Origin of the sequence: Pseudomonas sp. TMW22089 (assembly GCF_022496645.1) — a bacterium.
In the GTDB taxonomy this organism is placed as follows: Bacteria; Pseudomonadota; Gammaproteobacteria; order Pseudomonadales; family Pseudomonadaceae; genus Aquipseudomonas; species Aquipseudomonas paraversuta.
Map to the genome: position 1 here is coordinate 57375 of NZ_SCFG01000015.1, position 14767 is coordinate 72141.

At 57.3% G+C, this 14767-nt stretch carries 10 protein-coding genes and 2 pseudogenes; 2 read left to right on the top strand and 10 right to left on the bottom strand.

Going from position 1 to position 14767, the window contains the following annotated elements; all coding sequences use genetic code 11:
• Positions 1-157 precede the first annotated feature (157 nt).
• The 9 genes and pseudogenes from hcnC to EQV90_RS14965 form a co-directional block, all read right to left on the bottom strand.
• Positions 158-1414 (bottom strand): cyanide-forming glycine dehydrogenase subunit HcnC, encoded by a 1257-nt coding sequence (gene hcnC, locus EQV90_RS14925; protein ID WP_010656924.1) that lies wholly within the window; start codon positions 1412-1414, stop codon positions 158-160.
• Between the two features lies 1 nt (position 1415).
• A pseudogene (locus EQV90_RS14930) lies at positions 1416-2639 on the bottom strand (FAD/NAD(P)-binding oxidoreductase); the annotation flags it as partial.
• A 187-nt stretch (positions 2640-2826) separates the two neighbouring features.
• Entirely contained in the window at positions 2827-3798 is a 972-nt protein-coding gene (locus EQV90_RS14935; protein ID WP_095031007.1) for an AAA family ATPase, read from the bottom strand.
• Complete coding sequence (locus EQV90_RS14940) at positions 3788-5425, bottom strand: DDE-type integrase/transposase/recombinase (protein WP_198417417.1); 1638 nt, start codon at positions 5423-5425, stop codon at positions 3788-3790. Before EQV90_RS14940 ends, EQV90_RS14935 begins: the two co-directional genes overlap by 11 nt.
• Before the next feature lie 4 nt (positions 5426-5429).
• The gene (locus EQV90_RS14945) at positions 5430-5990 is read right to left on the bottom strand and encodes a recombinase family protein (RefSeq protein WP_095031005.1); all 561 of its coding nucleotides are present in this window, start codon (positions 5988-5990) and stop codon (positions 5430-5432) included.
• Positions 5991-6217: 227 nt separating this feature from the next.
• Positions 6218-6487: a hypothetical protein gene (locus EQV90_RS14950; RefSeq protein ID WP_095031004.1), complete on the bottom strand. Its 270-nt coding sequence runs from the start codon at positions 6485-6487 to the stop codon at positions 6218-6220.
• A 1-nt stretch (position 6488) separates the two neighbouring features.
• Positions 6489-8729, bottom strand: coding sequence for an S-type pyocin domain-containing protein (locus EQV90_RS14955; RefSeq protein ID WP_095031003.1), 2241 nt, complete (start codon positions 8727-8729; stop codon positions 6489-6491).
• A gap of 514 nt (positions 8730-9243) precedes the next feature.
• Positions 9244-9420 (bottom strand): annotated as a pseudogene (locus EQV90_RS14960) (NAD(P)-binding protein); the annotation flags it as partial.
• Positions 9417-9734, bottom strand: coding sequence for a (2Fe-2S)-binding protein (locus EQV90_RS14965; protein ID WP_003446191.1), 318 nt, complete (start codon positions 9732-9734; stop codon positions 9417-9419). The pseudogene EQV90_RS14960 and the gene EQV90_RS14965, both read right to left, overlap by 4 nt.
• 180 nt (positions 9735-9914) lie before the next feature.
• On the opposite strand from EQV90_RS14965, the gene EQV90_RS14970 reads away from it, so the two are divergent.
• Both EQV90_RS14970 and EQV90_RS14975 read left to right on the top strand, forming a co-directional pair.
• Positions 9915-10778, top strand: coding sequence for a LysR family transcriptional regulator (locus EQV90_RS14970; protein ID WP_003446192.1), 864 nt, complete (start codon positions 9915-9917; stop codon positions 10776-10778).
• Positions 10779-10906: 128 nt separating this feature from the next.
• Positions 10907-12151: an AGE family epimerase/isomerase gene (locus tag EQV90_RS14975; protein ID WP_161720105.1), complete on the top strand. Its 1245-nt coding sequence runs from the start codon at positions 10907-10909 to the stop codon at positions 12149-12151.
• An 86-nt stretch (positions 12152-12237) separates the two neighbouring features.
• Here EQV90_RS14975 and EQV90_RS14980 read toward each other — a convergent pair whose 3' ends face one another.
• The gene (locus EQV90_RS14980; RefSeq protein ID WP_240878331.1) at positions 12238-14670 is read right to left on the bottom strand and encodes a TonB-dependent siderophore receptor; all 2433 of its coding nucleotides are present in this window, start codon (positions 14668-14670) and stop codon (positions 12238-12240) included.
• Between the last annotated feature and the right edge of the window lie 97 nt (positions 14671-14767).

Sequence of the window (14767 nt, forward strand, 5' to 3'; positions counted from 1 at the left end):
ATGCAGGGCTACAGGAGTTCAAAGCGCAATATTGGCGTTACCTGCACAACCCGCAATCACCGCAGTCGCTGCCGAAGGCTGCGATCCACGGCGCAGCCTTCGCAGATCGGGGATCGCAGCCTCGTTTTTCGTCAGCGACTACAAGCCCTGACGCCCTTCAGGCGCCTATCACTTTTTTTAACCCCACCGGTTGCAGGTTAAACCTGTCCGCCAGAAACGGCGTGACATCCAGCGGCAACGGTTGATCACGCACCAGCGCATCCAGCATGACCCCGGTGATCGCCGAGGTCAGGATGCCGGTACGGAAATGCCCGCAGGCGTTCAAGTACCCTTCAACCCCTGCCATCGGCCCCAAAATCGGCAGTTCATCCGGCGACCCCGGGCGCAACCCGGCCCAGGTGCGCTTGAGGTTGACGTCTTTGAGCTCTGGAATGCAACGCATCGCCCCCTGCACCAAACCGGTAATCTCCGGGAAGGTGGTGCTCACGTCGAACCCCTTGTCTTCGGTGGTACTGCCAATCAGGATTTCTCCATTGTCCTTTTGCGCCAGATAACAGTCGCTGGTGGTCAGGCAGCCGTTAAGCAGCTTGGGCATGCGCTCGGTCAAGACGATCTGGCCCTTGACCGGCGCCACGGGGATGCTCAGGTCCGTGGCCATCACGCTGAGTTCTGCGGCCCAGGCGCCGGCAGCATTGATCAGGGTCTTGCAGTGAAATGCACCCTGGTTGTCAGTGCGTACCCCCACCACCTTGCTGCCCTGACGCAGCACCTCGGTGACGTTGCTGTTGAAGTACAGGTCGACGCCATTTTGCCGCGCACCTTCGGTGTAGGCATCGGTCAGCCGGAACGGGCTCACCTGGTGGTCACAGAGAAATTCCAGCGCGCCCAGGGCGTCATGGCTGACGCTCGGCTCGGACTCGCGCAAGGCAGCCTGGTCAAGCCAGCGCACCTCGTCGCTCAGGTGCGGGATGTTGGCAACGATATGCTCGGCGTAGAGACGGTCTTCATCGTCGTAAATCACGTACTTGAGCCCGGTACGCTCGAACTTGAAGTCCATGCCGTGCTTTTCGATCATTTCCTGATGCAGGCCCGGGTACAGCGCATTGGACTGCAGGGCGAAGTCAAAGAAACACTCCGGCAGGATATGCGGGGTGCTGGAGTCGACGATCACTGCCGTACCCTGGGCTTCACGCTTGCGCTCGGCAGACATCATGCGAAAAAAGATCACTCCGCAGCCAAGCCCGACAGACTCGCCGATGGCCCAAAGACCACCCGCCGACGCGCGGCTGGCATTGCCCGGGCGCTTGCAGTCGATCATCGCCACTTTCAGGTCTTTGCGACGGGACAGGTGGTAGGCACAGGAAGCACCGATAACGCCACCACCGGCGATTACAACGTCATATGTCTTGATCATGTCAGGCATCCTTGCAGGCATTGGTAAAAGCCGAAAACGGCACCGGTTCCAGCGGAAAACGCGGGCGCAACCAACCCACATCCTGGCGGCCGGTGGACTCGCGCAGGCGATCACTGCAGTAGCCGACGCACATCCGGCCCTGACAGTCGCCCATGCTGACCCGCGTGCGCATTTTCAGGCTGGCCATGTCCTGCACGCCCTGGCTAAGGGCCAGGTCGATGTCGGCTCGGGTGACGTTCTCGCAGCGGCATACCACTGTGTCCGCCTGGGGCAATTCGATCTGGCGCGTACCGCGTTGGGTATAGCGATCGATGGCGCCACGAAAGCGCACGATGGTGTTGAGCCGTGAAAGATAAACCCGTCGCTGGGCCCAGGCCTGTTTCTCGCTCAGAACCCCGCGCTGGAACAAAATCGATAACGCCGCGATCCGTCCGGTGAGCATCGCCGCTTCACCGCCGCGCATGCCGGTGACATCACCGGCCAGGTGGATGTGTGGCTGATTGCTGCGCTGCCAGGTATCGGCTTTGACAGCCAGGTAGCCGTCGACGTTGTAGGCGTGATCAAGACCCATTTGCTGAGTCAGTTGCGTACGGGGGATAAAGCCGTAGCCCACCGCCAGCGTACGGGCCATGACCGGTTGCGCCTTGCTCAGGTCCGGTTGCCAGGTGCCGGAGTACGGCGCCACTATGACTTCGCTCAGCTCGCCGTCACCCCGCGCCTGCACTACGCCCCAACCGTAACGCACGGTCACGCCGTGGCGCTTGAGGTACATCAGCATGCTCAAGCCGTCGAGAAACAGCTGGGGCTGGTTCAGCAGCGCCAGGCTTTCCTTGGCAATCCGGGTAAATTCACAGGCCTCATACACACCGGCCACTTCAACACCCGCCGCGTGCAACTGGCACGCCACCAGCATCAACAGCGGCCCGGTGCCGACGATCAGCGTCGGCCCACGGGGTTTGACCACGCCACTTTTGATCTGCAGTTGCAGACCGCCAAGCATGATCACCCCGGGAATGGTCCAGCCAGGAAACGGCACGCTGCGCTCATGGCACCCGGCGCCCAGCAGCAGCTGGCCGAAGCCGACTTCCTGCAGACGTTCATCCGGGTCCAGCACTTGCAGGCTGTGTTCGCCCTGCCCGCCGACTACGCGGTGGTTGAGGCGCACATCTACCGAGTGGGCAATGTCGGCAAACTCTGCGTGCAGTTTGTGCAGTGCATCCTTGTAGCTGTAGCGGCTCGCATTTGAAAACCCTCGGGCTCGCATTCAGCGGCATTTCTGGCTCATATTATCTGCAACCAGCCAAAGGCTCCGGCTCAGATTAATTGCAAATGAGCTTGCATTCGACGGCGCGGGCTCGCGTTTCATTGCGTCGGGCTCACATTATCTGCAAATGACCAGCGGTGGTTTGGGATCACAGAGGAATACCGGCCGCGAGCATCTTGTCGCGCAACTCAGTCGCCCGTTCGAGGTCCAGCGTGTTATTGAACAGCGCCTTGAACTCGTGCGGCTTGGCACTGAATTGCTCCACCAAGTCCTTCATGCGATAACCATTGCGCGTCAACGTGGGCTCCAGGTCATCGATATGTCGTGAGAGTACCGACTCGACGACATCCACCGACACAGGGCGCTCGCCGGTCTGGTATCCAGCCTCTAAGGCCAGCGTCAGGTGAAGTTGCACTTGCAGCGGTGTCCGCAGCTTGCTCGCGAGCAGGTCGATGGCATCGTCCGTCAGGATTGACTCGCAGGCGTCTTCCGCTCCAGTGCAGGTACGTAATAACCACTCGATATACTCGCGCTGTGCCCCAGTAATGCCGTCCAGCGAGAACACATCGGTACGGGCGCCGATTTCCTCCATGTTGTCCTTGCGCAGGTCATTGCGCAGTTTAGGGTGGCCCGCAAGCACTACCGAAAGCAGTCCATCCACGTCTTCGGCCAGTTCCATCAGACGTTTCAAGCCAGTGAGGGTGTGCCCATTCAAGTCATGCGCCTCATCGACGAACATGACGATGGGCTTCTTACCCTTTAAAATCATTTCTTGAAGCTGTCGGTCTCGGCGCTCGATCTTCTTGGGAATTTGCACCTGTTTTTCGGACGATAAGTCGTAATAAAGAGCCTCGATCAACGTGGCCAGCTTGATGTTGTGCTTATCCACGGCGACAGATTTGGAGACGATCACTTTTTTGTCGTCTTGCAGCATCTTGGTCAACCGGCGTAGCAGAACGGTCTTGCCGCTGCCGATCACACCACAGATTGCGACCAAACGACCTTCCTGCACCGCTCCACGAACGTCCTTTATCAGATCCTTGTGGTGTTCAGTCTCATAGTAGCCAGCCTGCTTGAACGGCACCGTCAACCCGAAATGCTGCATCACTTCAGCCCGCATATTGAGCTCCTTTTTTGTGTCGGAAATATTCGCGCACGCGCTCCAGAACGACACGGCGCATAAGCGTTTCTGCCAGCACCTGATCGATGAATACTTTGTCTTCAGCCACAAGCTTGGCCAGCGGTTTGGCCAATTCGTCAGCGATGGCCAACTTGGCAGCAATCACTGTCGGATAGTGGTATTCGTGGGCATGCGGGTCGAACGGCTGACGTGGAATGTCCGCCGCGGACATGGGAGCATCAGACAAGCGCACGTCGGTGCCAGATAGCGCTGCAATCGGCAATCCAAGCTGGTCGGCCAGCAAACGGATCCGGTCTGCGCGCTCATCCGCCTTGGTTCGTTTGAATGCCCGATACCGGCGCAGCGGAATAGGACCGTCTACCGGATAGTAGGGGCCGAAGCGCTCGCCTTCATATTCGGCGTACAACTCATCGTCGAACAGGCCCCACAACAAAATCGCATGGTCTCCGGCCATGCCGGGCTCAAGCTCATACTGTGTACCATCAATGGTAATACGCGCATCAATGCCAACCTTGCGCCGTTCCGGCTCGCGTGCAAATCGACAAAACTGCTCCCAGGTACACATCTCGTGCAGGCCATCATCTGGCAGCATAGTGAGCCAGTCCGCCATGCGGGTGCGCGACTCTGAACGATGACGCTGCTGATTGTAGGTGTGCACCAGATAGTGCGACAGCCATTCGTTGGCCTGCTGCTCAGTTTCCGGCTTGTGAAAGTGGTACAGCGTCTCATGCGCCTCCTTGACCGTACGAAACGGACGTTCGACCTTTCCCTTGGATCGAGCCGTTGTTCGCGTACCGTCCTTGCCGGCAGGCAGGTGCGTCTGCCATTCAATCGCGAGCGCTTGCATCACATTCTGGAACACGCGAGATTTAGCGACAGGGCCATTGTCGAGATAGATCATCTTTGGTCGGCCCTGGAATGGATTCTCGGCGTCGGCCTTTACCGCCATGGCATTGAACAGAAAACGCAATGCTGTTTCTGCATCCTCGCCGTAGATGCAGTGGTACTCCTGGTAAGCAGTACCACTGCGGTCATCGACCACACTGAAAATCGCCAGTGTAGGCTCGCCTTTACTGGGGTCGATCCAGTTTGGCTTGTCGATGCGCTTGAGATCGGACGGAGAGATATCGAACTGCCAGCAATCGTTGCTGTGTTCCGCCTGGAAACGCACCGCAGCTGGTTCTCGCGTCAAATGCGCATGATCCAAGTGCCAACGATCCAGATAGCGATTGACGGTCGGCTTGGTCAACAGCCCCTTGGGAGCCTTTATTAAGCCTTGCTTCGTCTCAACACCGAAATCCTCCAGCAGCTTGATTGCGTTGGCTGTAGAGAGATGGCGGTTGTTCTTGTTGGTGGTGCGCAGTTTCAAAGCCGCGACCAGATCGCAATAGCGCTCTAGCTCGGCTTTTGGGAGTTTGCGTGGTTTGCCGTGATCAGCGCGATGTACTGCGTGCGGTTTGTTGAAAGCATGCAATGCACGGTAGACCGTGGTAGACGAGATGCCGTATAGCTCGGCAACGGCCTGCACCTGTCTGGCGCGTTCAGGACTTTTGCGTGGCAAAAGATCCAATCGCTGCCGCAACTGCAACAGCGAGTCGACAGGAATGGAATTACGCTTGGTGTCCATGCTGAGCTAACACTCGATACACTGAGGCACGACCGACGCCAAGCCGTCGAGCAATCTCTGTCGCGCCTAGTTTTTCTTCAGCCCGCAAGCGTTGAACCTCCAGAGGGTCAATGGACGGTTTACGGCCTCGGTAAACGCCACGAGCTTTAGCGTCAGCAATCCCCTCGAGTTGGCGCTCACGTCGCAAGTTGGTTTCAAATTCTGCAAAAACGCCCAGCATGTCCAGGAAGGCTTTCCCCGCCGCGCTGAGTGTATCGATTGGCTGCTCAGTCGCCTTGAGACTGACTCCCCGCTCTTTTAGCGTGTAAACGATGTCTTGAAGATCTTTGATGCTGCGTGCAAGGCGGTCAATGCGTGTAACCACTAGCGTATCGCCAGGGCGTAGGAAATCGAGCAGTGTTTGAAGCTCTGTTCGACCCACTCGGCTTGCCCCGCTTCCTTTTTCGGAACGAACGACGTCACAACCCGCTTCGCGCAAGGTTTTTTCTTGCAGCACAAAATCTTGGTCGCTGCTGGAGACTCGGGCGTATCCGTAAAGTGCCATGGGTGAGGTTTGTCTCGTTAGGCTTTAGACGTTGTAAAAGCTAGCATACCAAAATCGAAAGACAACCCTATTGAGACAAGAAAACTGTCTCACCTGAGAGTATCGGTTGGGTATACCTAAAAAATACGACCAGCAAGAGTCTCCAACATACAAAGAGGAGCCATTTGTCAAAGTTCGGGAAAAAGAAAGCCAAGCTTGAGCTGGGCTTTCTTTTGCAGACCTACATATCACTCAAGCGTATACTTATTCTCAGCCATAAAGGCTGGCTCTTTCCAATTAGGACCTTTTTTAATTCCCCCATCAGAATTTTCAATTAACCCTTCTAGTTTCATGTTATGAACAAGCTTTAATAGCTCAAGATTATTACCAATATTTACCCAGCTGTTTCCGCTATATAGCATATCCACCATAGGATATGAAATGGATTTATTTCTCACAATAAACAATATAACATCCCTGGGATTTTCATTTGCAACCACATCATTAATATTGCTCATTTTATTCTCCGTATGTTTGTTTGTTGTATGCAGCAATGGCTTCCGGCGTATAGAATACATCTGATCCATCTTTAAGTTTGTAGTCTTCCAGAGTCGCAGCGTGAGTATTGTTCCAAATAGCACCACCATCTTTAGGTTCTACACCATCCGCTACACCTAGAGCCCTATACCGCTCCAGCTCACGAATCTCATGGGTGTAAAATCGCTTATCGACATCGGTAATGGCCAATTCGCCAGTTAGGATTTTTTCCAGACGGTCAATCATCACAACATTTGCGTCCGATGGGTCGAACCGTCCTGTATGCAACTTGACTAGATCGATACCTTCCTGAGTTACCGAGGCTGTTGTCCAGTCCAAGTCTTGAGTGGGGCCCCCAGCTTTGTCGGGATTGTACATGCGACCGCTGTGCTCACCTTTAGTGGTTGCACCTTCGTACGGGCTACTGAACACTGCGTAAATGGGCGGCAAGCCGGAGTCCGATGGGTAAACGTAAATACCATCTCGGATATTCAGCTGACTGGCTGCTGGGAATGGTTCAGCCTTGACCTCAATCGGTGTCAGTGTTATCCCGGTATACACTGGAGTTTCCACAGGCTGCGCAGGCGTCGCCGTCGTGCTATTACCTGGAACTGCGATAGGAAACGTCAGGGTGATCGGCGGTGTGTCAGTTGTAGTGAATGTATAGGCGTTGGCTACGGGATCAAGCACTAGCGCTCTTACCGGAACGGTAGCTGCCAACCCTCCAGTGGCCTGGGTGGCCACCACCGAGTATTTGGATTGATCGCCGTAAATCCGATAAGGCACATTAACCGTGCCACCTGCCGCAGCTAGGTCAAGCAGGTTATCAGGTAGATCAGGTGCAAGACCTTTGGCTGGCAGGTTCAGCATCGTTGCAGGCAACTCCCCGTTTCCCAGGGACGAGGAATAGGACAGCAAGCCAATACCAACAGCTGTAGGCACACTAACGATCGTGCCCAAAACTGCTTTGATGGCTTGGATAAGAGCGTCAAGCGTGATGCCTGAACCTGAAGTAATGGCGATAGGGCCTGCTGCGGTACTCAACTGAGTCGCACCGGCAGCGGGGAGCCTATACGTGTGAGCTGCTTTAAGTGCTGCGGCTTCAGCGGCTACCCTAGCAGCCTCAGCTGCTGCCGCTTCATCCGCGATCCGCTTAGCTTCTGCCTCGGCGGCTATCCTGGCAGCTTCAACAGCAGCAGCTTCGTCTGCAACACGTTTGGCTTCAGCTTCAACCGCTAATCTAGCCGCCTCGGCGGCTGCGGCTTCATCGGCAATGCGCTTAGCTTCGGCCTCCGCTGCAAGGCGTGCTTGCTCAGCGGCTTCGGCGGCCACACGTGCCGCTTCTGCTTCTGCTGCCAATCGAGCTTGTTCTGCCGCCTCAGCAGCCACCCGCTGAGCTTCTGCCTCTGCCTCTGCCTCTGCCGCTACTCTCGCCGCTTCTGCGGCGGCTGCCTCATCAGCCACGCGTTTGGCTTCTGCTTCAGCAGCAACCCTAGCGGCTTCAGCAGTTGCCGCTTCATCGGCAATACGTTTCGCTTCAGCTTCGGCCGCAAGACGTGCGTCTTCTGCTGCTTGCTCTGTCGCAATGCTACTGGTGAGCGCTGTAGATTTTTCAGTCAATAAGCGGATTTTTTCCGTTAGAATTTTACTTGTGTATGCTGCTGAAACAGAGCTAATAAATTCATTATAAAGTGCTAATGGGCTTAATGGGTTTTTTCGATCTTGAAATCGAATTAAAAAATCCACCCCATTTAAGTCAGCATCCTTATCCAGAGGATTCCTTCCAAAATAGGAGTTTGCCGTCACAGTACTAACGCCAAGCTCACTCTGCTTTAAAGTGATAAGCTGATCAACAACTGCTTTTTCCTTTATGGCTTTTTCCAATGGAGACAATACTTCAGTTCCGACAGAACTATTTATTTCATAGTCAACTTCAGAAGGCACATTCGGCAAGTGAGCTACGTAGGAAGCTTCTACGTTTTTTTGTCCTGCAGCCACGGTTAAAACTACTGCTTGGATTTTATTGAGAGCAAAAATATCCTTTTTATTAAAGAAATCCTCAACTTGGGCGCTGGTAGGAATATTTGCGTCCCATACTGGTGGACGATCACCTAAACCACCCGGTACGCCTACAGGTGGCGGAGGTAGTATTACTGGTGGGGGGTTATTAGTGTCGGTGATAATAACAGGCCCGATTTCAATTGGGCCGCCTGGTTCTGACATAGTGTTCTCCTGAATTAAGTGCTCATCCCTAAAAAGATGAAAGTGAGCATCTGTGCACCGGAGGTCCGTGCTTGGACTTCCCGGCGTCCGTGCCATAACCGTCTCCAACATCGCTGATACGGGGGAGGTGAAATCAAGACACCGATATACTGTACATAACCACAGTAAATACGCCAAGCCAAAATATGCATTTATGCATATTTGGGCCGACCAGCGGTAGTGATCACTATTCCAACGCTACGGCTCTGAGCTGCCACTGGGGTCACCATGAATGCTGGTACTTAACAACCGAGGTTTTCCAGATTGCCGGGGCGATTCACCTCTGTGATCAAAAACCGCCGCTGGTCATTTGCAGATAATGTGAGCCCGTCACAATGAAACGCGAGCCCGTGTCCTCGAATGCAAGCCCATTTGCAATTAATGTGAGCCGGAGCATTTGGCTGGTTGCAGTTAATGTGAGCCAGAAATGCCGCTGAATGCGAGCCCGCGTGTTTTCAAACGCGAGCCGCTACATGTAGCGCTCCCCCAGATAGTCGAGCTCGACACCTTCACGCAATGGCCCGCGATAAACCACGCCACCCAGTCTGGAGGCTTCTTCCAGCAAGGTGCTGCGCACTCCATGCTGCGCCAGCTCGATAGCTGCCGAAATAGCCGCCGGACCACCGCCGACAATCACCGGATCCGGGCTCATAACACAGCCTCTTGTGCAGTGACCCGGTTGGTCCCGGTTTCCACGCTCATCCCCGGCTGCACCAGGGTCTGGCAGGCCCGGCGTTTGTGCCGGCCATCGATCTTGACCAGGCAGCAATAGCACACCCCCATGCCGCAATAAGCACCATTCATTTCACCGTGATCGTTCGGTGACAATTGGCGCACCCCCACTGCATTCAACACGCTGAGCACGGTCTCTCCTTTAGCTGCATTTACCGCCTGCCCATTGATCAGGATCGACATGTCAGCCTTTATCAAAGGTTGAATGTCGTACTGGCGGTTCAAGTCATCCATGTCTGGTATCCCTTTTTTGTGTGTGTTGCAGTTCGGCAAACCACTGGCACCCTGTGCCAGGGCAGGTGACGTTAGCTGAATATAAAAATCAGACATTGATGCAGGCCACTATAAGGTCGGTATTTATGTTTTTTGACCCGTTAGCCTTACACTGACGGCCCCTTGCAGACTGGCGCGATCATGGACCTCGACCTGGCCCGGACCTTTCTCGAAATTGTTCGCTGCGGCAGCCTCGCGAGTGCCGCCGAGAAACTTCATGTCACCCAGACAGCCGTCACGGCCCGGGTGCAAAAACTCGAAAGCCTGCTCGGCGTGACGCTGTTCATTCGCAACCGCGCAGGCGCCAGACTGACCTGCGACGGGGAAGCCTTCGTGGTCTACGCCAATCAGCTGCTGCAGACCTGGGAAGCCGCACGACGGGATCTGCCGCGCCCCGAAGGCTTGCACCAGATGCTGCACATCGGCGGTGAAGTCAGCCTGTGCAACCCGCTGATTCTGAGCTGGGCCAAAGCCCTGCGCGAACACCTGGACACCCACGCCTTGCGGGTGCAGATTCGCGACGGCGAGCAATTGTTGGAGCAGGTTGAAATGGGCCTGCTGGACGCGGCACTGGTCTATCAGCCGGTGTATTGGCCCGGGGTGCAGGTGGAGCAATTGCTGGAGGAAAAACTGATTCAGATCCGCCGCCCCGCCATGCCCGAACCCTATGTGTATGTGGACTGGGGCGAGGACTTCCGCCGCCAGCATGACGCAGCACTGCCGGACCGGGCGCGGGCCGCCATCAGCTTCAACCTGGGGCCGGTGGCATTGCACTACATTCTGGAAAACGGCGGCAGCGGCTACTTTCGCACCCGGGTGGTTCAGAGTTATCTGGACAGCGGCGCGCTGGAGCGCGTTCCCAAGGCCCCCGAGTTCAGTTACCCGACCTATCTGGTGTATTCACGCGAACGCGACGGTAGCGCCTTGCAACAGGCTATCGAACTGCTGCGGGAGGTGGTCAAGCGCGACAGCGACTGGTCCCAGCGCTGGATCCCGGAGATTTGACCGGCCGTTGCCACGGCCTGTGGCAGCGGGCTTGTCCTTGCCGTAATGAAAGGTTTCAGCTTTCTACTTTGCAGCCAATCCCTTAGGCTGCGAGCGCCAGATAATCACAAGAACCGCACAGGTGGCCCATGACCGATCTCACCCGGACCAGCGACAGCTGGCTGACCTCCGCCCCCCATCAACAGTGGCTGCACGCCCAGGGCCAGACCCTGCTGGATTTCGCCAAGGCCGCCCGTGTTCCCTCCGGTTTCGCCGGCCTTGACCGCTTTGGCCAGCGCGCAGACGATGCCCCGGCAGACACGGTAACCACCGCCCGTATGGTTCACAGTTTCGCCCTGGCCCATATCCAGGGCCTGCCGGGTTGCGCACCGTTGATCGACCACGGCCTGAAGGCACTGGCCGGGACCTTGCGCGATGGCGTGCACGGCGGCTGGTTCGCCGCCCCCGACGCGCAGGATGGCAACACCCGCAAAGCCGCGTACCTGCATGCATTTGTCGCCCTGGCCGCCAGCTCCGCAGTGGTGGCCGGGCGCCCGGGCGCCAGCGCATTACTGGATGAAGCGGTAGCGGTGCTGGAAACACGGTTCTGGTGCGAAGACGAAGGTGCCCTGCTGGAGTCCTTCGCTAGTGACTGGAGCGACTGCGAAGCGTATCGCGGGGCCAACAGCAATATGCACGGCACCGAAACCTTTCTCGCCCTGGCCGACGTGCTCGACCAGGACCTGTGGCTGGAGCGCGCCCTGCGCATCAGCGAGCGGGTGATCCACCAGCACGCCGCGCAGTCCGCCTACCTGCCCGTCGAACACTTCGATGCCCGGTGGCAGCCGTTGCCGGAGTACAACCGGGACCATCCGTGCGACCCATTCCGCCCCTTCGGTAAAACCCCGGGTCACGCCTTTGAATGGGCGCGCCTGCTGCTGCACCTGGAAGCTGCGCGCAAGCAGCGCGGCCTGCCCGCGCCCGCCTGGTTGCTCGAAGACGCCCGCCAGCTGTTCCACAGTGCCAGCCTGCATGGCTGGAATGTCGATGGTGACACCGGCATTGTTTACACCCTGGACTGGGACAACCGGCCCGTGGTGCGCGAACGCCTGCACTGGACCCTGGCCGAAGCCTCGGCAGCAGCGGCGGCCTTGTTGCAACGCACCGGCGAGCAGGAATATGAAGTCTGGTATCAGTGCTTCTGGGACTACATCGACCTGCACCTGATCGATCGCCAGCACGGTAGCTGGCACCACGAACTGGGGCCTGACAATCAGCCTTCGGAAAAAATATGGCCCGGCAAGGGCGATCTGTACCACGCCTACCAGGCCACCTTGTTACCGCGCCTGCCGCTGGCCATCAGCCTGGCCAGCGCACTCAAACTGCGCCGTTGAAAGCCCATAACGGCTGCGATTAGCGGTGCGCAAAACCGGGGGGCAGATCAATCCTGCCCACCAAACAAGCCCGTAAAGCCCCGGTATCACCAGTCGTATTTGACTTCCAGCGCCGCGGTCCGTTGCTGGCCGTAGTAACAGCCAAAGCTGTAATTACACGACGAGACGTACTCGCGGTCGAACAGGTTTTGCACATTGAGGCTGGTACTCACCCCTTTGAACCCCGGGTCCAGCGCCGCCAGGTCATAGCTGAGGGTGGCGTCGTAGATCACGAATGACGGGGTTTTGAAGGTGTTGTCCGAGTCACCGTAATTCTTCCCGGTGTAACGCGCACCGCCGCCCAGGGTCACCCCCTGCAGCAGGTTGCCGGTGAAGTGGTAATCGGTCCACACACTCGCCGCCCATGGCGCCTGGGCTTCGCTGCGGTTGCCCTGGTTGCCATAGTTGGACTTGCTGTAGAACACATCCAGGTAGGACAACGAGTCAATCAGGTCAATATTGTTGAAGCTGCTTTTGCCTTCCAGTTCGATCCCCCGCGAGCTGACTTCACCTTCCTGAATCTGATACTCCTGGTACTGCAGGTCACCGGTCAGCACGTTCTGCTGCTTGATCTGAAACACCGACGCCGTGAGCAAGGTGCTGTCGTCAGGCTGATACTTGACCCCCACTTCATACTGCTTGCCCAATTGCGGGATGAACGCCTTGCCCCCACGCTCCGGAGCTGCGGTACCCACTGACGGCAGGAACGATTCGGTGTAGCTGATATAGGGTGCCAGCCCGAACGAGGTGACGTAGGTCAGCCCCACGCGCCCGGTAAACTTGTTGTCGTTTTGCATCTCCCGGGAATCGGCCAGCAGGTCATTGTTATCGACTTTGGCCCAGTCATGGCGCCCGCCAATGGTCAGGATGAAGTTGTCGAACTTGATCTGATCCTGCACATAGAAGCCGGTTTGCTTGACCCTGTTATCCCACTTGGTGGTCAGGGTCGGCACCCCCGTGGTGCGGTAGTTGGTGGGGTTGTAGAGGTCGATGATTTCACTGCCCGACAGGTTGTAGCCCTGATACTTGCGGGTGAAATCCCGGTAGTCCAGGCCCACCAGCAGGGTGTGCTGCAGGGGGCCGGTGGTGAAGTCGCTTTGCAGGTGGTTGTCGAAACTGTAGGAACTGTTTTGCTGGCGCCAGTCGAGCTTGGTGCGACTGGCGTGGGTGTCACTGATGCCCTCGGGGGTGGTGACAAAACGGTTGAGGTAAAAGCCTTTGTAGCGGTCGTTGACGTCGATATAGCTCAGGCTCTGGCGATAGGTCATGGCCTCATTGAAAGCATGGGAAAACTGATAGCCAAGCACGTATTGATCACGCTTGTAGTCGTTCCATTTCGAGTCGCCCAGAAACGTATCACGATCAATCCTGTTGCCCTGGGAGTTGCGATACAGGCTGCCCACCGCCGGCAAGGCCTGATAGTCGGCCAGGGCGTCATCGCGCTGGATTTGCGCATACAGCGTCAGCTCGGTGTCGTCGTCGGGCATCCAGCTGAAGCTGGGCGCCAGCAACTGGCGTGAATCCTCGGTGTGGTCCACCTGTTCGCTGCCGGTATTGCCGACCCCGATCAACCGGTAACTGAGGGTTTTGGCCTCGTCCAGTGGCCCCGTGAAGTCAAACGCCAGGTTGTAGCGATCGAAACTGCCGGTGCCGACCTTGATCTGGTGCGCGGCTTCGGTACTCGGCCGCTTGGACACCATATTGATCATGCCTCCGGGCTGATTCTGCCCGTAGAGCACCGAGGACGGCCCTTTGAGAACTTCGATGCGCTCCAGGGTATAGGGGTCGATCTGTGGCGTGCCGCCCAGACTCCCGGCCGAAGGCAAATAAGCGCCATCGAGATAAAGCAGGGTCGGGGCAAAGCCGCGGCTGGTGATTTCATCGGCGATGGTGTTGCGGTCGGTGTAGCCATTGGTGCTCAGGCCCGGGGTGTAACGCAGGGCCTGGGTCAGATCGCGGGCGCCCTGGACCTGCACCTGATCCGCCGTCACCACGTTGATGGTCTGCGGGATCTCCAGAATCGGTGTATCGGTTTTAGTGGCCGTGGCCGATCGGGTGGCAACAAAACCGTCAACCGCTCCGCGAGCGTCCTCGGCGGTACGCCCCGATACTGTGGTTGCTCCAAGATTCAAGGTGCCCGTTGCCGCCAGCGGGTAAACGCTCAGGGCACCGCTCTGGGTCACGTTCAAACCCAGACCGCTGCCTGCCAGGGCACGCTCGGCGGCCTGCTGCGGGGTGAACATGCCCCGTACCGGGGCCGAGGTTTTCCCCTGCAACAAGGCAGGAGCTACCGACAGGGTCAGCTGGCTGTCACGGGCAATCCGGCTCAGTGTCACACCCAGCGGCGCCTCCGGCAGGTCAAAGGCACGCAGGGCGCTCTGTTCATTGGCCAGCGGCCCGGCCACCGCACCCAAAGGGCAGGCAATGCTCAGGGTAATGGTCAGCGCCAGCAGGCAGGGTCTCAACGGGGCGTACGACATGGGGCATCCTTTCTCGTTGCAAGGTAGGCAGTTGTAACCTTGACCAACGAGCAGAGTTTTCCCCTCAGCTTATTTGTAAATAATTCCCATTCGGTGG

Bases quoted from the DNA above. Each gene is read 5' to 3' on its own strand.
- hcnC (WP_010656924.1), bottom strand. From the start codon at position 1,414: ATGATCAAGACATATGACGTTGTAATCGCCGGTGGTGGCGTTATCGGT.
- EQV90_RS14935 (WP_095031007.1), bottom strand. From the start codon at position 3,798: ATGCGGGCTGAAGTGATGCAGCATTTCGGGTTGACGGTGCCGTTCAAG.
- EQV90_RS14945 (WP_095031005.1), bottom strand. From the start codon at position 5,990: ATGGCACTTTACGGATACGCCCGAGTCTCCAGCAGCGACCAAGATTTT.
- EQV90_RS14950 (WP_095031004.1), bottom strand. From the start codon at position 6,487: ATGAGCAATATTAATGATGTGGTTGCAAATGAAAATCCCAGGGATGTT.
- EQV90_RS14955 (WP_095031003.1), bottom strand. From the start codon at position 8,729: ATGTCAGAACCAGGCGGCCCAATTGAAATCGGGCCTGTTATTATCACC.
- EQV90_RS14965 (WP_003446191.1), bottom strand. From the start codon at position 9,734: ATGGATGACTTGAACCGCCAGTACGACATTCAACCTTTGATAAAGGCT.
- EQV90_RS14970 (WP_003446192.1), top strand. From the start codon at position 9,915: ATGGACCTCGACCTGGCCCGGACCTTTCTCGAAATTGTTCGCTGCGGC.
- EQV90_RS14975 (WP_161720105.1), top strand. From the start codon at position 10,907: ATGACCGATCTCACCCGGACCAGCGACAGCTGGCTGACCTCCGCCCCC.
- EQV90_RS14980 (WP_240878331.1), bottom strand. From the start codon at position 14,670: ATGTCGTACGCCCCGTTGAGACCCTGCCTGCTGGCGCTGACCATTACC.